Source organism: Paenibacillus sp. PastF-3 (assembly GCF_029893135.1).
Classification (GTDB): Bacteria; Bacillota; Bacilli; order Paenibacillales; family Paenibacillaceae; genus Paenibacillus_AQ; species Paenibacillus_AQ nitricinens.
This window is the reverse complement of the sequence record NZ_JARXWM010000007.1, coordinates 196,646-222,113: the sequence shown is the minus strand read 5'-3', so window position 1 is coordinate 222,113 and position 25,468 is coordinate 196,646. Positions and strand designations below refer to the sequence as shown.

14 protein-coding genes are annotated in these 25,468 nt (G+C 47.7%); 13 read left to right on the top strand and 1 reads right to left on the bottom strand.

Annotated elements, in window-relative coordinates; genetic code table 11:
* Positions 1-96 precede the first annotated feature (96 nt).
* The 13 genes from M2444_RS16080 to M2444_RS16020 all read left to right on the top strand — a co-directional run bounded on the left by M2444_RS16080 (position 97) and on the right by M2444_RS16020 (position 24,264).
* A complete protein-coding gene (locus M2444_RS16080; protein ID WP_094876850.1) occupies positions 97-1,218 on the top strand; it encodes a glycoside hydrolase family 88 protein in 1,122 nt (373 codons plus the stop codon).
* Positions 1,208-3,370 (top strand): alginate lyase family protein, encoded by a 2,163-nt coding sequence (locus M2444_RS16075; protein WP_280787451.1) that lies wholly within the window; start codon positions 1,208-1,210, stop codon positions 3,368-3,370. The genes M2444_RS16080 and M2444_RS16075 overlap by 11 nt, the downstream gene beginning before the upstream one ends.
* Before the next feature lie 67 nt (positions 3,371-3,437).
* A complete protein-coding gene (locus M2444_RS16070) occupies positions 3,438-5,159 on the top strand; it encodes a sensor histidine kinase (protein ID WP_094871600.1) in 1,722 nt (573 codons plus the stop codon).
* Positions 5,159-6,742, top strand: a complete 1,584-nt coding sequence (locus M2444_RS16065; protein WP_280787450.1) for a response regulator transcription factor — start codon at positions 5,159-5,161, stop codon at positions 6,740-6,742. Before M2444_RS16070 ends, M2444_RS16065 begins: the two co-directional genes overlap by 1 nt.
* Before the next feature lie 170 nt (positions 6,743-6,912).
* On the top strand, positions 6,913-7,842 hold the full coding sequence (locus M2444_RS16060) for a carbohydrate ABC transporter permease (RefSeq protein ID WP_042125419.1): 930 nt from the start codon (positions 6,913-6,915) through the stop codon (positions 7,840-7,842).
* A gap of 15 nt (positions 7,843-7,857) precedes the next feature.
* Entirely contained in the window at positions 7,858-8,694 is an 837-nt protein-coding gene (locus M2444_RS16055; RefSeq protein ID WP_042186014.1) for a carbohydrate ABC transporter permease, read from the top strand.
* Between the two features lie 144 nt (positions 8,695-8,838).
* Entirely contained in the window at positions 8,839-10,236 is a 1,398-nt protein-coding gene (locus M2444_RS16050; RefSeq protein WP_094876853.1) for an ABC transporter substrate-binding protein, read from the top strand.
* 115 nt (positions 10,237-10,351) lie between these two features.
* On the top strand, positions 10,352-11,626 hold the full coding sequence (locus M2444_RS16045) for an alpha-L-fucosidase (protein ID WP_256990498.1): 1,275 nt from the start codon (positions 10,352-10,354) through the stop codon (positions 11,624-11,626).
* A gap of 25 nt (positions 11,627-11,651) precedes the next feature.
* Positions 11,652-13,478 carry a glycoside hydrolase family 35 protein gene (locus M2444_RS16040; protein ID WP_280787449.1) on the top strand — a complete coding sequence of 609 codons (1,827 nt, stop codon included), beginning with the start codon at positions 11,652-11,654 and terminating at the stop codon, positions 13,476-13,478.
* 41 nt (positions 13,479-13,519) lie between these two features.
* Positions 13,520-21,490, top strand: coding sequence for a polysaccharide lyase family 8 super-sandwich domain-containing protein (locus tag M2444_RS16035; protein ID WP_280787448.1), 7,971 nt, complete (start codon positions 13,520-13,522; stop codon positions 21,488-21,490).
* 161 nt (positions 21,491-21,651) lie between these two features.
* Entirely contained in the window at positions 21,652-22,359 is a 708-nt protein-coding gene (locus M2444_RS16030; RefSeq protein ID WP_094871608.1) for a DUF421 domain-containing protein, read from the top strand.
* Between the two features lie 108 nt (positions 22,360-22,467).
* Positions 22,468-23,964 (top strand): alpha-N-arabinofuranosidase, encoded by a 1,497-nt coding sequence (locus M2444_RS16025; protein WP_280787447.1) that lies wholly within the window; start codon positions 22,468-22,470, stop codon positions 23,962-23,964.
* 12 nt (positions 23,965-23,976) lie between these two features.
* Positions 23,977-24,264, top strand: coding sequence for a hypothetical protein (locus M2444_RS16020; RefSeq protein ID WP_094871611.1), 288 nt, complete (start codon positions 23,977-23,979; stop codon positions 24,262-24,264).
* Between the two features lie 147 nt (positions 24,265-24,411).
* On the opposite strand, the gene M2444_RS16015 is transcribed toward M2444_RS16020, so the two are convergent.
* Entirely contained in the window at positions 24,412-25,320 is a 909-nt protein-coding gene (locus tag M2444_RS16015) for an ArsR/SmtB family transcription factor (protein WP_280787446.1), read from the bottom strand.
* Positions 25,321-25,468: the final 148 nt, after the last annotated feature.

The following is a 25,468-nucleotide window of genomic DNA, read 5'->3' as shown; positions in this document are numbered from 1 at the left end:
ATGCACATCAAAGCAAAAATCGCCCCTATTAGATCCTGTTCACTCTCCTTATCATGAAACATAAGAAACGAAGAGCCCGAAGGGAGCAAGGAGCTTATGTGGAGCAGTGCGATTGAAGATGCAATAGAGAAGGTACGTAAGAACATTGACCGATTTGGGGGCAGATTCCCTCATGTCAGCATCAATGGAACTTACCAGCTTAATAACAACGATGATTGGACCAATGGATTCTGGAGCGGCATGTTGTGGTTGTGCTATGAATATACGCAGGATGACAGCTTTCGTATTGCGGCATCTCATACCGTAGAGGATTTCCGGCGCCGTTTCTCGGCAAAGACGGTGCTTGATCATCACGACATCGGTTTTTTGTATTCATTATCCTCCAAGGCCCAGTGGATGATTGATAAAGACGAATCCGCACGTCAGTTGACACTGCAAGCGGCAGATTTACTACTGAAGCGCTGGCGGACAGGCGGCGGTTATATTCAGGCTTGGGGACCTGTGGGAGATGCCAAGGAAGGTGGACGCATCATTATTGATTGTCTGTTGAATCTACCCCTTTTGTACTGGGCGGAACAACAAACTGGTGATTCACTATACCGTCAGGTGGCGGTCATGCAGGCGGATAAAACGAAACGTTATCTGGTGCGGGGAGATGACAGCTCCTACCATACGTTTTTCTTCGACCAGAAGACTGGAGAGCCGATTGGCGGCGCTACACACCAGGGTTATACTAACGGATCGACTTGGACGCGAGGGCAGGCCTGGGGCGTCTACGGTTTTGCATTATCTTATCGCTATACTAAGGATCCGTTGTATTTGGAAACGTCCAAGCGGATGGCCCGTTATTTTTTAGAACATTTACCAGAGGATCATGTCGCTTACTGGGACTTTAATGCTCCAGTGTCTGCGGATACGTACCGGGATAGCTCGGCCTCTGCAATTGTTGCGGCTGGACTGCAGGAACTGCTGGAGCTAATGGAGGAGGAAGATCCCGAACGGGCTTATTTTCAACAAGGATTAATACAGTCGATGACTTCACTTGTGCAGAACTATTCCACGATCGGTGAAGACGCGGAGGGGCTGCTGAAGCACGGCTCTTACCATGTACGCGGCGGTCTGTCTCCGGATGATTTCATGATCTGGGGAGATTATTTCTACCTCGAAGCGTTGCTGCGGCTGCAAAAAGGCACCAGGGGGTACTGGTATGAACGCTGATGGCCGATCAACCTCTCCCTATGCTGTCTTTACGCTACTCGACCTTAAGTTACCTGCTTTAACGCCCGTGAAAGATGCGCTCAGCCAAGCACGGCAGGAAGATGCGCTAACTGAATTGCATCGTTATTTGACTAGTCGGAGCATGCCGGGCTGGCGGGCAGAGGACAGTCGGAAACAGCAGCATATCGATTATATACAGCGATATTGCGCAGAAGAGCTGGAAGTCGTAATGAAGACGGCGGATGAAGTTATGGAGCAGACGTTTCTTTTTCGGTTTCCCTGGGATATGGAACGCAGCCGCATTCCGGTCACTTTTAAGGAAGAAATTGACTGGCGTTATATTCCCGATAAGGATGTAGAATGGGCTTATATGCTGAATCGCCACCGCTACTGGGTGGCATTAGGACAAGCGTATGCGATAACAGGTAATGAGGAGTATGCGAGAACATTTTGTTGTCAGCTTGAAGATTGGATGGACCGTAATCCTGTTCCAGACATGCCTACGAATGATACGTTGACTTGGCGCACCATTGAAGCGGGTCTTCGCTGTGCGAACTGGATCAAAGCGCTGTCCTATATACAGGATAGCCCGCTGCTTACACCGACGCTTCTGGCGAAAGTGATGATATCCCTTCATGAACACAGCGAATATTTGTCTTTATCGTTTACGGGCTGGAAGAATATCAGCAATTGGGGAGTTCTGGAGACTTGTGGCTTATTCCAAACCGCGCTCTACTTCCCTGAGTTCACAAGGGCTAAGATTTGGCGACGGCTCGGTGAGGAGAGATTGGGGGAGACGGCTAGAATCCAGGTCATGGCAGACGGTATCCATTGGGAGCAATCGCCCACCTATCATCATGAGGTTCTGGTATGTTTTCTCGACTGCATCCGCTTGGCTCGCATGAATGGACTGGAGCTACAGGCTGAACTTCAGCAAAAAGTTCATCAAATGGCCGCCGCTTCCTTGTATTGGGCCAAACCGAATCATCGGCAGCCGATGCTCGGGGATAGCGATGATAGCGATGTCCGTTCGATTTTGACTTATGCAGGTTGGTTGTTTCAAGATTCTGTGCTCCGCTTTGGCGGATACGATCATATGGATTATGACAATGCCTGGTTGTTCGGAACGAGTGGAGTTGAAGGCTACGAGCAGCTGATTGCGGAGGAACCGCCTTACTTGTCGCGCTCTTTCGCACATTCCGGTCATTATGTGATGCGAACGGGTTGGGACGAGCAGGACTTGTATCTATATTTCCACTGCGGACCGCTTGGGGGTGGACATGGTCACGCGGATTTGCTACATTTCGATCTGCATGCCTTTGGACGGGATATGCTTACCGATCTGGGCAGATACAACTATAGTGATCACACACCACTCAGAAAAGCGTTAAAAGAAAGTGCTGCCCATAATACGACTACTGTTGACGGAATTGGATTCACTGAAATCACGGATACATGGTCCTTCTCCCAAATTGCGAAGCCGACAGGCAGCAAATGGATCAGCAATCCGGATTTTGATTATGTTGAAGGCAGCCATGATGGCTACCTTCATTTGGATGATCCGGTACACCTGCTAAGGAGGATCATATTCATCAAGCCTTATTACTGGCTTCTGGTCGACAGCTTTAGCTGCCGTCAGGAGCATACGTTTTCCCAGCATTTTCATTTTGCACCCGGAGCGGTTCAGATGGAAGACGAGACATTCATTTGCCGTACAACAAAAGATAGGGAAGCCAATCTTAGCATCATTCCCGTTAATGTTAAAGGACTTCAGGGCAAGATTGATGACGGGGTAATCTCCCGCGAATACAATCTGCTGGAACCCAATCAGCATGCCGTTTACTCCCGTACGGGAAAAGGAACGGTATCGATGATGCAGATACTGTACCCGCAGCCTTCCGGTGAGCCATTCTGTCCACAGGTTGAACAGGTGCCGATTTACCGCCATACGGGTGAACCTGTGGATGCTGTACAGGCGGAGGCATGCCGCATCAGCTTCCCTGAAAGGAATGAGGAGCATATTATCGTGATCAGCCATAAGCTTCCATCCAGTCACTTGGATTCCTATGTAGTAGAAGATATACAAATATTTGGTGAAGTAGTGCTTATTGTTTTCGAAAACGGTAGAAAGAAAGTCACGGTAATCAGATAATGCATGTATACTGGATAACGGGCTGATAGAATAAAAGAAAAGAGCATGAGAGAGGCGCGGAGAAAACATGTTCAAATTCACTTACTATAGACGTATCCAGGCATCATTTCTTTTGCTGATTTTTATCCCGCTGATTGCAGTATCGATCATCTCCTTTGTGCTTATTCGGGATACGATGGTAGAAAAGCTACAGCTCAGCAACGATAACTTCCTGAACGTTATGATTGACGAACTAAACAAGACCATTGATGATGTGACATTTGCATCGCATTTTATTGTAAACGATACCAATTTTCGCGCCAATCTGAAGGTCTTTGCAGATACCGGGCGACTGAACACCTATCAGGATTACGTACATTTTACGCAAATTCAGGATGTGTTTTCGCTCATCAACTCTAAGCCGCTAAATAATAACATTCGTATGTATTTGGTTAACCGGAAACACTTTGTGATCTCCTCTGGGACTGAGAATTTATCCGTGATTAATGCCAACATGGACAAGCTGATGGGACGTGTCAATATTCACGAACCGGAGACCTTGCAATGGCTTGGGATGGCCGACAGCGGTTCCGGTAAAAGCAGCAGCTACTATATTGCCAGAGTAATCTATGATAGCCGGGAGAAACAGCAGGTGTCCGTGCTTCTCATCTCGATTCCTGATGCCTATTTCAATAAATTGCTCGGGCCGGTTGAGTTTGGCAAGCTGGCGTTGTTTGATTCCAGAGGAGGTCTGATCGCCGGGAACTCAGAGCTAGCCCCAGAAGGCAAGGCAGATAGAGGGAGCGTGCGTACGGCCAGAGCCATCGACAAATCCAATTGGGAGCTGGTCTATGAAGCTTCAGAGAAAGAATGGTCGGGCCAGATTTCGCGAACTTTTTATAGTGGTATTGGTTTAGTGCTTCTCTTGTTTATTGTCTTTTCCGCCACTTCCATGCTGATTGCCAAAAGATTGCATAGTCCGATCATGAAGCTGCAGCGCGTTGTGCGCCAGTTCGGAATGGGGAATCTTGATGTCAGGCTGGAGGTCAAGGGCAAGGATGAAATCGCTGAGCTGGGGCAGACATTGAATACTATGCTGGATCAACTGCAAGGATTGATTCACGACATTGAGCTGGAGCAAGAACAGAAGCGAGTGATGGAACTTGAGGCCCTGTTTATGCAGATTCGTCCCCACTTTTTGATCAACACGTTGAATTCGATCAAATGTAGCCTTATTTTGGCTAAAGATAAGCTGCACAGCGGGATCATTGATTCGCTAATGAGTCTTCTCCGTGCCTATTTGAAGGTCAATGAACCGGCTACCTTACGGGAAGAATGCAGACTGCTTGGCCATTATATCGACATCATGAAGATCCGCAACGAAATCCCTCTTGAACTGGAGGTCGATCTGGAAGCGGATACAGAGAAGCTCATCGTTCCTAAACTTATTCTGCAGCCTCTCGTAGAGAATGCGATCGTTCACGGTCTAGTTGACCACCCGGCACCGCGTATTGTCGTACGTGCCCGAACGATTACTGATGGGATTATGATTGAAGTCGAAGACAATGGCTGCGGAGCAGGGGCAGAAATTCTGGCAGGACTGAACCGCAGATTGCTCTACAAGGACGATGAACAGGATGGAGCTTATCAAAGGGTCGGTTTAATTAACGTGGTCCAAAGACTGAGGCTGACCTATGGTCAGGATACCCGCTTGTCGCTTCATAATTTGCCGCAAGGTGGGGTGTCCGTTTCTCTGTATTTGCCGCAAGGCAATCATCAGGTTAATCTGCCCGAGAGAGAGGGATATTGATGTATAAAGTGATGCTCATAGATGATGATGTTCCTATGCTCAAAGTGCTTCAGCAGATGATTGACTGGGAAGCACATAGCTTGCAGATTGTCGGCAGCACCTATTCCAGTGCCAAGGCGTTATTAATGTTTGAGGAAGTGCAGCCCGACATCGTGATCACGGATATAGGCTTGCCGCAAAAGAACGGGATTGAGCTGGCCGATTACTTTACCCGGATGAAGCCGGAGGTCAGAATTATTTTCCTGACCTGTCATGAGGATTTCCATTATGCTCAGCAAGCGGTAAAGCTGAAGGTGGATGACTATTTAATCAAGGACCAGCTTACAGACGAGCAACTGGAGAAAAGCCTTGCCAAGTCTGTACGTTTGCTTAAATCGAAGATCGGGTTAATCAAGCATGGGGAGACGGGTTACAACAGCCAGCTATTCCGGCAGAATCTGCTGCAAAGGGTGATTGGCGGCGCTCCGCCCGAAACCACGTTAGCCTATGCGATGCAAATCGGCATATCCTGGACGTACCCGTGGTTCATGCTGGGCACGGTCAGTATTCACTTTTCCAGTTTCGAGAAGAGGTACAAGCAGAGCGAGTATCCACTTATTTTATATGCCATTTACAATATAGCCTTAGAGCTGTCCGAAGCGTGTGAGGGGATTACGCCTTTTTTGGAGCAGAAGAATATTGTGATTCTGTATAATTACCGTGTGAATCTGGCGCAGAATGCCAGTCTTTATTTTCATGATTATTTACAGCGATTGTGTTCTGAGTGCTCCCATCTCCTTAAGATTCAACCGGGCATCATTGCAGTCACTGAGAAAATAGAGCTACAGGCGATTGGACAGATTCATCGGCAAATTGTCCAGGACAAGTGCGAGTTTTATGCGAGTGCGGATTACACAGTTCTGGATACTCTGCAAATCGCTACACCTCGCTTCCAGCCTGCTCCTCAAGGATTTCTGGATAGTTATATCCCGCAGATGGAACGGGCCGTGATTAAAAATGATCTTGAAGCCATCCGTGGCACTCTTCAGGAAATCGCTAGGACTGCAAAAGTTATGGCTATCCATCCGGGAGATTTCGTCCGGGATTTATCCTTTATGCTCCGCGGTATCGAGCTGATGTTCACTAGCCTAACATTCGATGAGGATCTGTTCGTCTATCTCGTGCAAACCCGCACACTGGAGGATACGATGGAACTGGTGGAAAGAAAGCTTGTGCAGATTACAGGCAACAAACAGCAGGTGGCGGGAACTCCCCCGCAGGAGCCCAAGCTGCAGCTTATCCAGCAATTTATCGATCAGCATCTTGGCGATAACATCACTTCAATCGATATGGCACGTTATCTCTTTTTGGACCCGAGCTATTTCTCGCGTTATTTCAAACGCATGACAGGTCTGACCTTTACGGACTATGTACATCAGCACAAGATGAAGGTTGCGACCAAAATGCTGAAAATCTCCAGCCAGAACCTGGAATCGCTAGCCGTTGGTCTGGGATATTCGGACAGAACCTATTTTTCAAAAGTGTTTAAAAAATATGTGGGAACAACGCCGAGCGAATATAAATCCAAACACTCGGTACGCTGAGAAGATTAATGCCTATCGTTCTGAACAGAGCCGCCGCCCCTCCCGGGCGGTCTTTTTATTGTCAGCGGACAAAGGTCAAAATCTTGCACATCTCGGGTCATAATCACTCCTTCATGCGGAAGGCAGATATATTACTATAATGACAAATCAAATTGTCGAGGTGATACAACGTGGAGGCTGCAAAACAACCTGTGCCAAAAATTCTGCAGGAGAAGCGGAAGTTCTGGACTCCGCAGCGGAAAGAGGCTTTGACCGGGTGGCTGTTTCTAGCTCCGGAAATTGTCGGAATGCTTTTTCTTAATGTATTTGCACTTGGATTCTCACTTTATTTAAGCTTCTCGAAATGGGATCTATTGTCGGGGGTTCAAGGGATCGAGTTTATCGGATTGGATAACTATATCAAAATGTTCCATGATCCGAGCATCATTCAAGCTTTGAAGAACAATGCTATTTATATGATTATGACCGTGCCGATACCGATTGCGATTGCTTTGGTGCTGGCGGCATTGATTCAAAATAGTGTATTTCTTAAAAATTATTTCAAAGTTGCCTTCTTTATCCCTTATATTTCTTCGATTATTGCAATTGCCGCTGTATGGAGCGCATTGTTCCATCCATCCCTTGGACCGATTAATCAGTTCTTGATGGAGCTTGGAATTTCCAGCCCTCCAAAATGGCTGGTGGATCCAAAGACCTCGCTGTTATCGATTGCCATTATCAGTTCTTGGGCGAGTCTGGGTTACACCATTATTATCTATATGGCCGGCTTGACGAATATTTCCGATGAAATCTACGAGGCTGCAGAAATAGACGGAGCCAGCGCACTGAAAAAATTCTTTGCTATCACGGTTCCGATGCTGCGTCCAACCACGTTCTTCTTACTTATAACCATGCTGATCGGCTCGTTTAAGGTGTTCGACATCATCGCCTTTTTGACCGAAGGCGGCCCGAACAATTCTTCTACCGTGCTTGTGTTCAGGATCTATGAGGAAGGGTTCAAATACTACAACATGGGCTATGCTTCTGCAATTTCCTGGCTGCTATTCGCCGTCATAGGCTTGATCACCGCAGCTACTTGGAAAATGAGAAATGAAGAATAAAGGGGGGAGATTAACATGCAACTGATTAGAAAAAATATGTCCAGAGTGATCACTACCTGCATCATGGGGGCTTTGTCCATTGTATTTCTTATTCCTCTGATCTGGATGATTTCCGCAGCCTTTAAATATGAGAAAGATGTTATGCGCTTCCCGATCCAATGGATTCCCGAGAAGATCAATGTAGCGTATAATTTCAAGATGGTTTGGATGGGACGAGTACCTTTTTCTCATTTCTATTTAAATTCCTTTAAAGTTGCGATTATTACAACCTTAATTACACTTATCATATCATCTATGTCGGCGTACGCCTTGACCAAAATCAAGTTTAAAGGACGAAATATGGTATTTCTGGCGCTGCTGTCGTTCATGATTATACCTGACCAGGCCACACTGATTCCGCGCTTTCTGCTGATTCGCTGGTTCGGTCTTTATGATACTCATGCTGCAATCATATTAATGAGTATGTTCTCCATCTACTTCACGTTCCTGCTGCGGCAATTTATGATTGGTGTCAGCGACGAATATATTGAAGCGGCGCGAATTGACGGTGCAGGCCATTTACGGATATTCTGGTCTATCATTATTCCGCTCTGCAAGCCGGTGCTCGCTACGGTGGCGATCATCAAATTTATCTGGACCTGGAATGATTACCAGAATCCGCTGATCTTCTTACTAAATAAGAATTTGTACACTATCCCACTCGGTATGACACTGTTCCGGGACGATTATTCGAACAACTATGCGATTATGATGACGGCAGCGGTGTCTGCGATCATCCCTCTGGTCATTGTGTTCATTGCCTTACAGAAGCAAGTCATTAACGGGATTTCCTTAGGTGGTGTAAAGGGCTGATCAAGCAGCTGCACCAAAAGATGGGGAAAAGTCAAAAATGTAATCCTACAACAGCAAAATTGTGCACTTGGCCTGTATAGCAGGTGCCTATAATAAGAAATGAACAAGGCACTATACTTAAAATTCAGTGCGGGGGGAAATAAAATGAAAACAAAGAGCAAAAAAGGATTATCCGTTGTATTAGGCTCCATGCTAGCGGTTTCCTTAACGCTAAGCGCTTGTGGTAATTCCGGCAATACGGCCGAGAATGGCAGTGCTGACGCAAGTGCAAATGCAGGGAATGCTAAGGCGGACAAGCAGGTCGCCATCAAGTATTACAACTGGGACAATGAAGCGCAGTCGGCAGGAACCGATGGTATGCTGAAGGAATTTATGGATCAGAACCCGGACATCAAGGTAGAGCATGTGACACTCGTTCCTGGGGATTCCGTAGAAATGCTGAAGAAACTTGACTTCCTGATTTCTTCCGGCGAAGCGATTGACGTTGTGCAGGTACCAAGCCTTGGCGGTGTGCTTGAACGGGCGACTCGGGGAGCGCTTGCCCCGCTGAATGAATTCTATGAGAAGGATAACCTCGTTCCTGAGGATGAATATTATGTAAACGCTAAGGTCGATAGCAAATATTATGGGATGCAATACACTAAGAGCAGCAACTATGTGATGCTGAACAAGGACGCGCTGGATGAAGCGGGGTTGCCTGTCCCTACTTTTGGCTGGACATGGGATGACTACCGCGACTATGCTAAAAAATTGACTAAAGGCGAAGGTGTGGACAAACGTTACGGCACATACTTTCACACTTGGGAGCTATACATGAATGCTCCAGCCCAAACGATGATGAAAGATCCGTTCGTATATGATGATGGAACAACCATTTTCGCGGATCCAACCTATAAATATTTCTTCCAGCTACGTAAAGACATGGAGTCGGTTGATAAGTCTGCAAAATCTTATGCGGATGCTCTTGCTGCAAAGCTCAACTACCGGACTGAATTCTTCAATGAAGAAGCTGCTATGATTCTGGCAGGGAACTGGACGATTGCTGACCCAGGTAATACAGAGCAGTACCCACATGGATTTAAGACAGCTTTTGCTCCGGTTCCGGTACCTCCGGCAGGATCGGAACCGAAAGAATATGAAGGCAAATACTTCACCAGCGGCAACATGCTGGCGATGGGTGCAACTTCGAAGAACAAAGAAGCTTCCTTTAAACTGATGAGATTCATGTCAACGGCTGTTAGTGATAACAGACTGGAATTCTCCGGCTATAAAAAAGCTGACAATGAGGCTCTACTGACTAAATTAGTTGCTGGAAAAGAAGATATGTATGATATGGATTCACTCAAATATACACTCTTCGATAGCGGAATTCAGTTCCTCGACGGTGCGCAGGTGATGACGACGGCGACTTCCGAGTTGACCAAAGTTATCGATGACGGGTTCAGCAGATTTATGCTCGGCAATGAATCAGTGGATAAAGTGCAGCAATGGATGGTTGATGAAGCAACGAAAATCATCAATGAAAAAGGCGTCATCAAATAAATAGGCAATAAGCGAGGTATCCCAAGTTGGGGACGGGGCTTTGGAAGGTCATCAACCGGCTTTCCAAAGCCTTATTTATACATTGGGCTACACAAATATATGGGAGAGTATAAAAATGATGGAAAGTATTTCTTCAAAGAACAAGTCCGAAGAGCAAGCAGCGTTGCCTTCCAGAGAGCAGATGGCTTGGCAAGACCTGGAGCTGGGGATGTTCTGCCATTTTGGTATCAATACATTTTGCGATCAGGAGTGGGGAGAAGGCGGCGATTCACCTGCCGTTTTTAATCCGCTTGAGCTGGATGCCCGCCAATGGGTTAGTACAGCCAAAGAAGCTGGATTCCGTTATTTTATACTGACGGCTAAGCATCATGACGGCTTCTGCCTGTGGCCGACTGCGACAAGCACCTATTCTGTGGCTTCCAGTCCATGGAAAAAAGGACGCGGCGATATCGTTAAGGAGTGCGCAGAAGCTTGCCGGGAACTTGGGGTCGGCTTTGGCATTTATTTGTCTCCATGGGACAGACATGAGCCATGTTATGCGGATCCGCAAGCGTACGATGATTTCTATGCCCTGCAATTGCAGGAATTACTTACGGGATATGGTCCGCTTACGGAGATTTGGTTCGACGGTGCAGGATCAGAGGGACGCAATTATGATTGGCGGCGGATTATGGAGCTGATTAAGCTCCATCAGCCAAGCGCTATGGTGTTTAATATGGGAGCACCAACGATTCGCTGGGTTGGCAATGAGGAGGGGGTTGCTCCTTATCCATGCTGGAACACTGCGAATACCGCAAGGGGGAGCATGTTCAGTGAAGCTTCGCTAAACTGGCTGCCCGGAACACCGAAGTGGGTGCCTGCGGAATGCGATGTGCCTATCCGTAAAGACCGTTGGTTCTGGCATCCTGAGGAAGAGCATTTGCTGCTGTCCCTAGAACAGCTAATGGACATTTATTATCGTTCGGTTGGGCATGGGGCGACTTTGCTGCTCAATGTGGCGCCTGACAACCGCGGGCTGTTTCCGGAGGCCGATGTGCAGCGTCTGCTGGAATTCGGTAAGGAGATTAAGCATAGATTCGGCGAGGCTCTGGCGGTAACGACAGGCACTGGAGAGCTTATTGAGCTGGAACTGCCTGCGGCTGCTGTGATTGACCATGCCGAGATGATGGAGGACATTGCTTACGGAGAGCGGGTGGAAAGCTATGTACTGGAAGCGTACAGCAATGGGGAGTGGCTGGAGTTAAAGCGCGGTAGCGCGATTGGCCATAAGAAAATTGACGCTTTCCCTCCAGTATATGCAGAAAAAATACGGCTGCGGGTGATGGAAGCTTCCGCAAGTGCCGAGATCAGACGGCTTGCCGTTTATCACTGTGGAGAAACGATAGAATAGATGTTGAAAAAGGAGGTTGTAGAGTATGAGCCTACTCACTTGGAACGATGGACACTATTTGCTGGACGGACAGCCTTACCGGATCGTATCGGGAGCCATTCATTATTTTCGGGTTGTGCCTGAATACTGGAAAGACCGGCTGCTGAAATTGAAAGCCTGCGGATTCAATACCGTGGAGACCTACATCGCCTGGAATATGCATGAACCTAAAGAAGGGGAGTTCGTATTTGATGGCATGGCCGATGTGGTCTCTTTTATTGAACTGGCCGGAGAGCTTGGGCTCCATGTAATTGTCAGACCAAGTCCATTCATCTGTGCGGAATGGGAGTTCGGAGGTCTGCCGGCCTGGCTGCTGGCTTACAGTGAACTTCAGCTTCGCTGTTGTGATCCTCTTTATTTAAGCAAAGTGGACAGGTATTACGATGAGCTGATTCCTCGGCTGGTTCCTCTGCTCTCCACACATGGCGGGCCGATTCTGGCCGTCCAGGTAGAGAATGAATATGGCAGCTATGGCAATGACAGTAGTTACCTGAGATATATGCGTAATGGACTCCTCAGCAGAGGGGTCGATGTGTTGCTCTTTACCTCCGACGGACCAACCGATGAAATGTTGCTCGGCGGAACACTGGAAGATGTGCATGCTACAGTCAATTTTGGCTCCTGTGCAGAGGAATCCTTCCGCAAATACCGGGAATACCGATCTGAAGAGCCGCTGATGGTGATGGAATATTGGAATGGCTGGTTCGATCATTGGATGGAGGATCATCATGTGCGCGATGCTGAAGATGTAGCTGGCGTTCTGGATGATATCCTGACGCACGGCTCCTCACTCAATATGTACATGTTCCACGGAGGGACCAATTTTGGCTTCTTTAATGGGGCGAATCATATCGTCGCCTACGAGCCGACGACTACAAGCTATGATTATGATGCCCCGCTCACGGAATGGGGAGATATGACAGCGAAATTTGAAGCTGTTCGGTCGGTACTGGGCAAACATGGATTTGCACCGACTTGTCCGCTCCCTGAGCCGATTCCGAAGATTTCCTACGGGAAAGTTGCCTTGATGGAAAGAGCGGAACTGACTTCCAATTTGGCAAAGTTATCCGAGCCGGTGAATAGTGTGTGTGTGCAGCCGATGGAAAAGCTAGGACAATCTTATGGTTTTATATTGTACAGCACTTATGTGCAGGGACCACGGTCCAGGCAGAAGCTTTACATCGAGGGCGTGCGTGATCGGGCGCAGGTCTTCCTGGATGGACAGGTACTTGGGGTAATTGAACGCTGGAATCCGCAGCCACTTGAACTTTCCATTCCTGCCGGGGGAGCGCAGCTGGATATTCTCGTCGAGAATATGGGGCGGATCAATTATGGGCCGCTCATTCGTGATCCTAAAGGGATCTTAGATGGGGTTAGAATCGATAACCAGCTTCAATATAACTGGACGATCCGTACACTGCCACTGGAATCTGGATCGCTAGATTTACTTGTGTATAAGGAACATCCGGTGGAGCAGCAGGAAGCTACGACACCTTCGGATCTACCTGGATTTTACCGGGGCAGCTTCGAGGCGGAGGAAATAGGGGATACCTTTCTAAGATTCGATGGATGGAACAAAGGGGTTGCCTGGATTAACGGGTTTAATCTGGGCCGCTACTGGAACGCAGGACCGCAAAGGGCGCTATATATCCCCGGTCCATTGCTGCGCAAAGGTCGTAATGAACTGGTTCTTTTTGAACTGCACGGCTGTGCGGAGACATGCGAAGTTGAGCTTGTGAATTGCCCTGATCTGGGAAAAACTTCGGCCGTCGACGATGCCGTGCTGAATTTTGTACAGGAAGATAATGTGTAGATATTTTTAGCTTTAAACAATTCAAAGATTGGGGTGAACAAATGCGGAAATCAAGTCTGGTTTTAGTGTTAGTTCTCATGGTTGATCTTTTTTCTTCATGCGTAGGAATTCATTACAACGCTGATGGTAAAGCCTCAGCGGCTGCATCAAATCTCATGCTTAACGGAAGCTTTGAGAATACAACGACAACCCTGGACTCCACCTGGACAGGGGTTACAGACGCTGCTCCGGTGGGCTGGAGCTTATGGGTCCCTACAGGTAGCGGGAAAGGCACGAATAAAACAGCGAATATCAAGATAGACGCTGGCACTGCGCATGAAGGAACCCGGTCCATGCTGTTTGATGCCTTTGCCACAAGCAGGATTTCCATCAATCAGGGGGTAACTTCGGTTATCCCCGGTAAATCCTACAGACTTAAAGTCTGGCTAAAGACGGACAACGTCACTGGGCAGGGAGCCTACTTTAGAACACAGTATTACAATACTGCCAAAGTGGGAGATGGACCTTCTTCTCCCAAAATAACAGGCACACAGGACTGGAGTATGCAGCAAGTACTTTTAACTATGCCGGCTAATGCGACGAAGCTTGTCATCGAGCCTTTTTTGGAGACTGGAAAAGGAAAGCTTTGGATAGATGATATCCTATTGGAGGAATATACGGGTCTTACGGGGATTGCACTGGACCGGACGGCCTTCTCTATGGTCAAAGGGGACACCGTTGCACTTCTGCCGACATTATCTCCATTAACGGCGGTGGATAAAACGGTAGTGTGGACTTCAAGCAATCCAGAAGCTGCGACTGTGGATGCATTTGGTAATGTAACGGGTACGGGGATCGGATCTTCGACCATCAAGATTGCCACGCCGGATGGTAGCCTCGCAGCCGAATGTCTGGTTACTGTTGAAGCTCCTGACACGATACAGGCCTATAAAAAACTGAGGCTGAAATGGTATGACCGATTAAGTGGTGGCCAATACGATGGGCATGATCCTGATATCGCTGCCAGTATAAATGCTCAGGCTGTGACGGCTGCTGCATTTTGGGAGAGTATGAACAAATCCTCCGGCCGCACCTCCTTGTGGAGTGATACCGCGAGCACTACAGATTCACAGTTTATTACAAGCGCTTACAATCGCTTGAAGACTATGGCATTGGCCTATTCTGTGGAGGGCTCGGAGCTTTATGGCAGCAGCGTTTTGGCCAATGATATTGTAAGCGCAATCAATTGGATGTACACCAACCGTTATAATCCGGGAAAAAGTGCTTATGGGAACTGGTGGGACTGGGAGATCGGCACGCCGCAGGTTGTAAATGATCTTATGGTGCTCATGTATGACCATCTGACGCCGCAGCAAATCAATCAGTATCTTGCGGCTATTGATGCCTTCTGCCCGGATCCCAGAGTAGGGTCGGTGCTTGGCGTCAAAGGCACAAAGATGACGGGAGCAAACCTGCTGGATAAAGCGCTTGTGGTCACGGTAAGAGGCGTGATTGGCAACAACAGCGCGAAGATCATTCAGGGCCGTGATTCCATTGGCTCCGAGTATGTGTACACAACCCATGGAGATGGTGTATATAAGGATGGTTCGCTCGTTCAGCATAATAATATTGCCTATACGGGAGGTTATGGTTCGGTCTGGCTCAAAGGGACGGCTGATATGTCTTATCTGCTGACCGATTCTCCATGGCCAATAACGGACCCGAATGTTCTGAACATTTACGAATGGGTGGCTCAGACTTACGAGCCGGTGATCTACAACGGTCAATTTATGGATTCGGTAAATGGTAGAGGTATTTCTAGAAAAGGGAGCGGCAGCGCAAGGGGGTTAATTGTCACCCTGCTGCAGATGGCTGAAACTGCTCCGGACAATATTGCAGTATCCATTAAGCAAGCCTCAAAAGAATGGATCTCAGCGAATATGGCATCCGGCAATTATTATGAAGGGTTGTCGCTTGCCGATATAACGATTGTAAAAAAGCTGATGAATGACGGGAAGATCCATCCAAGAGGAGCTCTTATTAAGAATCAGGTATTCGCCGGCATGGATCGGGTAGTTCATCTGCGAGAAGGTTACGGCTTCGGCTTGAGTCTGTTCTCGAATCGCATCTCGGCGTTTGAGAAAGGGAACAACGAGAACCTGAAAGGTTGGTATACGGGGATTGGGATGACCTATTTATATGATCAGGATCTGGCTCAATACCGCAATGACTTCTGGCCTACCGTCAATTCCTACCGCTTGCCTGGCACGACAACGGATGGATCTGGGCAAGGGATGGTACCTGTGGAATGGAAAAGCTACATGAATCCCAAAACCTGGGTGGGTGGATCGTCGCTGGAAGGCCTTTACGGTGCAGCCGGTATGGATTTCTCACTCTCGCAAGTGACCGGCAGCGATTTGCAGGGCAAGAAATCCTGGTTCATGTTCGATGACGAGATTGTGGCGCTTGGTTCGGGAATTTCCAAAACAACTGCCGGCCCGCAGTCTGTTGAGACGATTATCGATAACCGGATGCTGAACGAAGTGGGAAACAACAAACTTGTAATCAACGGAGCTGTAGAACCGTCACAGACGGGATGGTCAGAGACATTGAAGAATGTTCAATGGGCCCATCTGAAGGGGAATGTGCCAGGTTCCGACATTGGCTACTATTTCCCTGAAGCTCCAAGTATTCTGGCGCAACGCGAGTCCAGAACTGGCAGTTGGAAAGAGATTAATGCTTCTCAATCCGATGCTCCCATTACGCGCAACTATTTAAGCCTGGCAGTTGAGCATGGGGATACGCCTACGAATGACTCATACAGTTATGTTCTGTTGCCTAATCGTGACATTTCAGGTACTGAGGGTTACAGTGGCAACCCGGATATCGAAGTGCTGCGCAATACAGAGGATGTGCATGCGGTCAGAGAGAAGAAGCTGGGCATAACCGCCGCTAATTTCTGGAATCCAGGAACGGTAGATTTCATCAAGGCGCGCAATCCGGCTTCCGTGATGATTCGGCAGATCGATCAGGAGCTTGTAGTTTCGGTGTCTGATCCTACACAGTCACAAAATCAATTGTCCCTGGAACTGGATATACCGGGATTGACACTGCTCAGCAAAGACAGCAAGACGGAAGTGGTGCAAGCTTCGGGCAATACATTGATTACGGTAGATGTGACGAACTCCATAGGGGCAACGCATGTATTGAAATTTAAGATTACTGAAGGAGAGGCTCCAAAAGACGAATATGATGAGCTTCGTGGAAGATGGGTAGAGTATTTGACCGGAGGGCAATCCTTCAACCCGAATCATCCGGACATTGCCAAGTCCATAAAGATTTTATCAGATAAGATTAGCAATCAGGAGCAAACTGGATTCTGGGATACGATGAACAAGCAAATGAACCGTACTTATTTATGGAGTGATAAGCCGGGCAGCACAGCGGATGCTTTTGATACGGCCGCCTCTTATAATCGGTTGAAGGATATGGCTATTGCCTTTTCGACAACTGGCTCACCATTATACGAGAACAAGCAGCTGAAATCAGATATTCTGGACGGTTTAGATTTCCTATATGTGAATTGGTATAACGAAACCAAACTGGAGAAAGGCAATTGGTTCGAATGGGAGATCGGTATTCCGCTTGCATTGGGAGATACAATGGCCTTGATGTTCGAGTATTTGTCAGCCGATCAGATTAATAAATATACCAAAGCCATTGATAAGTTCTGTCCGGACCCAACCAAACGGACCAATCAGCCCTCGTTGATGGAAACCGGTGCGAATCGGCTGGATAAAGCACTGGCGGTGGTCCTGAGGGGCATTCATAATCGTGACAGCGCAAAGATCAAACAAGGACGGGATGCGGTTAGCCAGGTATTGCCCTATGTGACCCGCGGAGACGGCTTTTATGAGGACGGCTCCTTTATCCAGCATAATAATATTGCTTATACCGGCAGTTATGGGGCTGTATTGCTTGGCGATATGATGAAAATGATGACTCTGCTGACAGGGTCCTCCTGGCCGCTGACGGATGCCAATATGAAGAATGTATACAACTGGGTAACGGATTCTTATGAACCTCTTGTCTACAGAAAATTAATGATGGATATGGTGTTCGGCAGATCGATAGCTCGGGGCAACAGGGAGCTCGTGCCTTGGTCACATATTCTGCGGCTGGCCTCTTCCGCGCCACCGGAGCAAGCGGCCCGATTTAAATCGATGGTAAAGTATTGGTTTGAAGCCGATACGGTAGTAGAAAGTTATTACGAGGGTCTACGAGTAGCTGATGTTGTTCTGCTTCAGAGTCTTATGAATGATCCTGAGGTGCAGCCATCAGGAGACCTTACCGTGCATAAGCAGTTCGCGGCTATGGACCGGATTGTCCACCATCGGCCTGGATATGCCTTTGGGATCAGCATGTCATCCGCCCGAATCGCCAACTATGAAGCTGGCACAGAGAACCTGAAGGGCTGGTATACAGGTGAAGGCATGACCTATCTGTATAACCAGGATCTGGATCAATATGCAGATGCATTCTGGCCAACCGTGAACGCTTACCGTCTGCCTGGGGTTACATCGGATGGGGCAACGCGCGGTGCAGGCAAGACCACATCTAAAACATGGGTGGGAGGATCATCCATAGACGGTCTTTACGGAGCGGCCGGCATGGATCTGGATCCGGATAACAGCACATTGTCCGGTAAAAAGTCCTGGTTCATGTTCGATGATGAAATCGTAGCGCTTGGTGCAGGCATTACAAGCACGGATAACCGCAAGGTGGAGACCATCGTAGATAACCGTAAGCTCAAGGCGAGCGGAGATAATGTACTTACGGTCAACGGAGAGGTTAAACCATCCGCGCTGGGCTGGTCTGAGTCAATGAATCAGGTGCATTGGGCACATCTTGAAGGCAATGTTCCTGGTTCAGGGATCGGTTATTATTTCCCTGATGCCCCAATGATAGACGGTCAGCGAGAGTCTCGGACTGGCGCATGGAAGGATATTAATCAAGGGGGATCCACGGAGCCGATTACGAGAAATTATGCCAGCCTGTCGATTGCTCAGGGAACGAATCCGGTGAATCAATCGTATTCGTATGTGCTGCTGCCGAATCAGGATGAAACGGCGACAGCGCGCTACAGCAGTAGTCCTGACATCGAAATTATAGCCAACACGGATAGTGTTCAAGCCGTCAAGGAACAGAAGCTGGGACTTACGGCTATGAACTTCTGGGTTCCGGGAATGATCGAATCCGTGCGTGCCAATCAGCCAGCTTCCATTATCGTCAAGGAGTCTGGAGATGAACTGACGATAGCCATTTCGGACCCGACACAGTCTCAAACCGTGGTGAATGTGGATGTCGGCAGAACCGCGCTGGAAGAGCTGATGAAAGATCCAACCGTGACGGTACTGCAGAGCTCGCCGAGGATCGAACTCGCTATCCATACGAGCGGATCTAAAGGGAAAAGCCATGTAGTCAAGTTCAGAATTGATCCGAATGCCGAGCCTTCCGAGCCCTCTGCTTCGGAACCAGATGAAGCGGCAATAACGAAGCTGTATGTTTCTGAAGATGCGTATGTCAATGGAGGATCGAAAGCTGCAGTCAATTATGGTTCGGTCAATTACTTGCAAATCAGAAATGGCAGCGGAGACACAGACAGAAGAGCTTATCTGAAATTCGATCTGAGTTCATTTGTCGGCGAAGTCGGTTCTGTGAAGCTGAATGTGTTCGGAAAGACAAATGACGGGGCAGGCACTTTGTCCGATATTGGTGTATTTGGAGTCCAAGATGATTCTTGGACAGAGGCAACGATAAATTACAATAATGCTCCAACAATCGGTACTCAAGCCGCGCTGCAGACTTTTTCCGGACCGGAGCAGTGGCGGCAGTTCGATATCACCTCATGGGTTGGTAAAGAGTTCCCTTCCGATCCGGTGATAAGCTTGGCGTTCAGGCAGGTAGGCTATAATCTCGCCACAGATATAAGAAGCCGCAAGAACGAGAATGGCAAATATGCTGCGAATCTGGAGATTCTGCCGAAAGATACAACACCTCCAGTCACGAAGGCGACTGTACTTGGAGAAGCAGGAGAAGGGGGCGCATTTAAGGGCAAAGTCAATATCACTTTTGATGTTACCGACCAATCCAATGGGGGGGCTGTTGGCTGGGGAGTCAAGCGGACGGAATACCGGCTCAACGGAGGTGCATGGAATGCGGTTACTCAGAGCGTATATATTGAGAACCCCGGAACCTTCAGCATTGATTATCGTTCGGTGGATAAGGCTGGCAATGTAGAGCCGTTCCGGCAGCTTCAGGTGACGGTCATGGAGCCTACAGAAAGAGTCTCAACGGCAATCAGCGGTCCGGCAATCCTGACTGTCGGGGAGACCGGAACGGCGGTTACTTCGGTTGTATACAGCGATGGCAGCCGTTATATAGTAACCGAAGGCATAATCTATGAGAGCAGCGATACTAACGTCGCAAGTATAGGCAAAGATGGCCATATTGAAGCAAAAGGCCCGGGTGTTTCGGTTATTTCATCCGTTTATGACAGCATGACCGCTTCCTATTCATTAAAGGTGTATGAACAGCCGCCGGAGCTTCTCTCCATTTCGTTAAGCGGTCCGACATCCTTGGAAACAGGGCAGAGTGGTACGGTGGTCACAACAGCAGTATATAGTGATGATAGCCGCCATACGGTAACCGAGGGTGTGATCTACGAGAGCAGTAACAGGAAGGTAGCCACAGTAACGGCAACAGGGCAGCTACAAGCACTCGATCCGGGCATGACTGTGATTACTGCAAGTTACGGAGGACAGCAGAGCAGTCTGACGCTTCAGATTCTACAAACGGAAGACAATACTTCAACTGTTTCGAGTCCGCAACCACAAGTACCTTCCGTACCGGAGGAAACGGCGGGACGACTGCAACTAAATGCAGCCTCGTTGAACGATCTTTCGGCAGCAATTGTCTACAAGGGTAAATTGAGAATGCTAGTATTGCCGGGGATGGCAGCAGACATGCTGAACCAGAAGCCGCTTCGGGTAGAGGCTTCTAACTTCAATGTGACCCTTCCGGCAGCGGTGCTTCAACAATTGCAGGCTTTGGTTCCTGCGGAGCAATTGGCCGATAGCCAAATCCTTCTGGAGGCTTCCGAGGTAAATGGGGGAGCGAAGCAGAGAATACTAGCTAACGCGGAGCGGCAATCTGGTGCAGCATTGAACCAGGCAGGGGAGTTCCTTCTCTTTAACCTGTATATTGTCGCTGGTGACGGTACACGAAGCATACTTCACCCATTTGTTGAGCCCGTTACATTGGAGCTTAACATTTACCCTGAGGCAAAAAGGAATTTGCTCGGCGGCTATTATTTTCCGGAGTCCGGAAATATGGAGTATGCGGGTGGTGGTTCCTGGCTGAAGGGCAAGGTGGCTCTGCACACCGAACACTTAGGCACATATGCCGTGCTGGAATATAACAAATCGTATGACGATATTCCTTCTGGACATTGGGTGGCGGCGGTTGTAAAAGAGCTGTCGGCCAAACATCTGATTCAAGGCGTCGGACCTCGGAATTTCGAGCCGAACCGATCAGTGACCCGTGCCGAATTTACAGCTATGCTGGTCCGCTTGCTAGGACTTGAAGCGAAAGGATCTACAGCATTTGCGGATGTATCTGCGGATCAGTGGTATGCGGGGGAAGTGGCGCGGGCTGTAGAGGCGGGGATAGTCCATGGGGTGAGTGAGACTCGCTTCGCCCCAGAAGCTCTTATTTCCCGCCAAGAAATGGCGGTCATGGTGATGCGAGCGTACGAATATGTCAGCGGGAGAAAGGTGGAGCCGAAGCCTGTAATCCAATTCGGTGACTTGCGTGCGGCTGCCTCATGGGCCCGTGAATCGATCAGCGCTGCCCAAGCCCTTGGACTTATCCAGGGACGAAGTGACCAGCAATTTGCTCCGGGAGGCTCAGCAACTCGAGCTGAGAGTGCAATGGTTCTACACAATCTTTTAGCAATTAAGACTGAAAATTAAGAATTGAAGCCAGGGCTTTGGGAAGGTTCAGTAGAACCATTCCAAAGCCCTTTTGGCGTTTAGAGAAATCTGCCGGTTTGGATGGACAAAGCTTTCGTTGAGGTTTCATTTCTACTCGGTTTGTGAATAATGGAGGATTGAATAGGAAGGGAGCATTAGAGATGCAAGAATATATGGATATAGTGCTGCGGGCTGTTGTTGCTATGATCATGCTCTTATTGACCGCTAAAATATTGGGCAAACAGACTATTTCTAATCTGACGTTCCACGATTTCGTGACAGGAATTATTTTAGGATCGATTGCATCGAATTTAGCATTTAATAAAGATCTGAAATCTTCGTATATGATCGTGGCCCTTCTAGTCGTTGTAGCCGTGTCTTTTTTATTTTCTGTTCTCGCTTTAAAGAATCGTAGAATGAGAAGCTGGATCTCAGGATCACCTACGGTACTTATCGAAAACGGGAAAATTCTTGAAGGGAATATGAAAAAAGTAAGGTATTCTTTAGACTCCTTGGATCAGGCGCTGAGGGAAAAAGAAATTTTTAATCTAGAGGTAGTAGAGTATGCCGTATTAGAAGATAACGGAATGGTATCCGTCTTAAAGAAACAAGAGTATCAATATGTTACTCGAAAAGATTTGAAGCTTCTTTCGGTTCCTCAGAGCTTTCCCGTTGAGTTAATTATGGATGGCGTTCTTATGGAAGAGAATCTTGAGAATAATGGACTGACCAAAGAATGGCTGGAGAACGAATTAAGACGGAAGGGGAAAAGGATCTCCGACGTATTTTACGGGGTAAGAGGAACGCAGCAGCAGCTTGTTTTTGACTACTATGAAGACGGGATAAGGAAACCTATTGATAAAGAATAATGTTTATTCAAATTGGAGATTGACGGATCGCTGAGGACCGCTCTATAATGTTTGTATAATTATTAATTAGTTAATAAAAATATAAATGTTGAAGGGCGGAGTTTATTCATGGCAGATCGCGCAATCCTTAACACAGACATTCGCAAAGGTACGATAAACAAAAATATTTATGGACACTTCTCTGAGCATCTAGGACGTTGTATTTATGAAGGCATTTGGGTCGGAGAAGATTCACCGATTCCTAACACTAAAGGTATACGTAATGATGTTGTGAAAGCGCTTAAAGAAATTCAGATTCCAGTGCTTCGCTGGCCGGGTGGATGTTTTGCAGATGAATATCATTGGAAAGATGGTATTGGCGATCGCGAAGTTCGTAAACGTATGATCAATACGCATTGGGGCGGCACGGTTGAGAACAACCATTTTGGTACACATGAATTTATGGAATTATGTGAGATGCTGGAATGTGAACCTTATATCAATGGTAATGTGGGCAGTGGTACGGTTCAAGAGATGTCCGAATGGGTAGAGTATTTAACCTTTGGCGGTGTCTCCCCGATGTCTGAGCTTCGCCAGCAGAACGGCCATCAAGAGCCTTGGGCCGTGACTTATTTTGGCGTCGGCAATGAGAACTGGGGCTGTGGCGGGAATATGCGTCCGGAATATTATGCAGATCTTTATCGCCAATATCAGACGTATGTACGTAATTATGGGGACAATCGTATTCACCGGATCGCTTGTGGTCCTAACGTGGATGATTATCACTGGATGGAAGTTCTGATGCGTGAAGCTACGCGCTTTATGGACTCGATTACTCTTCATTATTATACGATTCCTGGTCCAGCTTGGGAGGATAAAGGGGCAGCAACAGGCTTTGAAACTAGTGAGTGGTTTAGCACTTTAGAGAAGGCCCTTCGTATGGATGAGCTGATTACTAAACATGGCGTTATTATGGATAAATATGACCCAGATAAAAGAGTAGGCCTTATCGTTGACGAGTGGGGAACTTGGTACGATGTTGAGCCAGGCACGAACCCGGGATTCCTATATCAACAAAATTCGATTCGGGATGCCCTTGTAGCTGGCGTGACCCTGAATATTTTCCATAAACACAGTGACCGGGTACGGATGGCAAATATTGCGCAGACCATTAATGTGCTTCAAGCGGTGATTTTAACCGAAGGCGAAAAAATGCTGCTAACGCCTACCTATCATGTATTTAATATGTTCAAAGTCCATCAGGATGCTGTGTTGTTGGATTTAACAATCGATAGTGGGACTTACAGCTTTGAGGGCCGCGAGATTCCTGAAGTATCTGCTTCAGCTTCCGTCACAGACGCTGGGATCATTCATGTCAGTCTTTGCAACTTGAATCACGCTGCTTCAGCTACGGTACCCCTTGAGCTACGTGGCCTTTCCGGGCAGAAGGTTGAAGTGACAGGTACTACGCTCACAGGTAACAAGATAGATGCTCATAATACATTTAACCAGCCGGATGCTGTTGTACCGCAAGCTTTTACAGCCTTTACACTTGAAGGTGATCTTCTTAATGTAGAGCTGGCTCCAATGTCAGTAACAGTGCTGGAGATTACGCCGAAGGCATAAGGTGGTGTTATCATGTCAACAACATCTGCATGCAAGGGGTGTCGCGACGATTATAAGGTTACCGAAGCACAGATAAAGCGTATCCTGTCATCATCCATGTTTAAGACAGAGCTTTGTGTTCCAGATAAGGTTTATGCTGAACGGATTTCTCTTTGCGGGACTTGTCCTAAGCTGCATGAGAATGTGACTTGCGTCGCTTGTGGCTGCATTATTCCCGTTGTAGCTAAGCTTAAGGAACGTAGCTGTCCGCTGCCTGGTGGCGGATTATGGGGACCCTTCATTGAACATGAAATAAGGTAAAATAAGAGCCGCATTCGACTCTCCAACGGGAGATGAATGCGGCTTTATTCATGAAATATAAGAAAGTATAAGTTTCACGCTATAGTTTAGATCTTATATTTTTCAGAAACGGGTATCGTCTTTAAAAGACGACAACGTCGTTTCTTCTTAAGTATCTGTGTAGAACAGCTCAACGATTAGATCATCATTATAGTTGCCGAAGCCTTTGCCAAAAAGAGTAATGCCGCCAATATGCTCGGCCTCTTCATCGACGGAAAGCTTGAAAGTCCATTGCTTGTTGCGGATGTTCACTTGATCCAGCGTAACGTCGGACAATTTCAAGCCGTCCATAAACGTGCCTTTAGATGTAATGCGCAGCTGCTTAAGAAGGCCGTATTGATTCGTGAGTGCTGGCCACCAAGCTGGCGTGTATTTACCGCGTCGATCTCCGTAGTCACCCGGACTTGTCCAGAATCCAAGCTGCACTCCGTTTAGTGTGAAGGTGATGTCGGAGGGCCAATTATTATTAATGGAAGGTGCTTCGGAGGCAATCTCCATCGTAATGATTAGCTCCTCGGGCTGTTGACTGGAGAGAAGGAAGTTAGGAATTTTATATTCGATATATCCTTTGCCGAACCAGAGAATACCAGCATTCATACGCTCGAGATCCCAGAAATAACGGGGATCATCAAAGCTGCCAATCACTTGCTCTGTAGTGGCGAGACCGCAGGTAGGCTCGATCATGAAGTCGGAATAATGTCCAACAGGAATCTCCTTGCGGTAGCTTTTGCGCTCATTAATTTGTCTGCCTGGAAAGGTTATCTCGGCACTTTCAGCAGCCAGCGTACAGATCTTTTGCAGACCACTTCGTCCAGGTGCCATATGTGTCTGGATAAGTCCTGCAGCTTCCAGCTTACGCACATGCATTGTCATAATGGCGCTGCTCAAATTTACTGCTGCGGCCAATTCCTTGACATTCATTGGGTTCTCGGCAAGCAAGCGCAGCAGGTGCAGACGAACTGAACTGGCTAAAGCTTCGTAGACGGGAAGGGATTCTTCCGACAGGTCAAGTTTCATAGATGGCCTCCAATTTAGTTCAAGACGTATAGTTAATGATTATATTATTTAAATGCTTGTTTTACAATACGAAGGTGAGAAACTTTCTGGATGCTCATTCACTTTAATCGCGTGATTTAAGATAAAAAGAACGGAGCCTGAGGCTCCG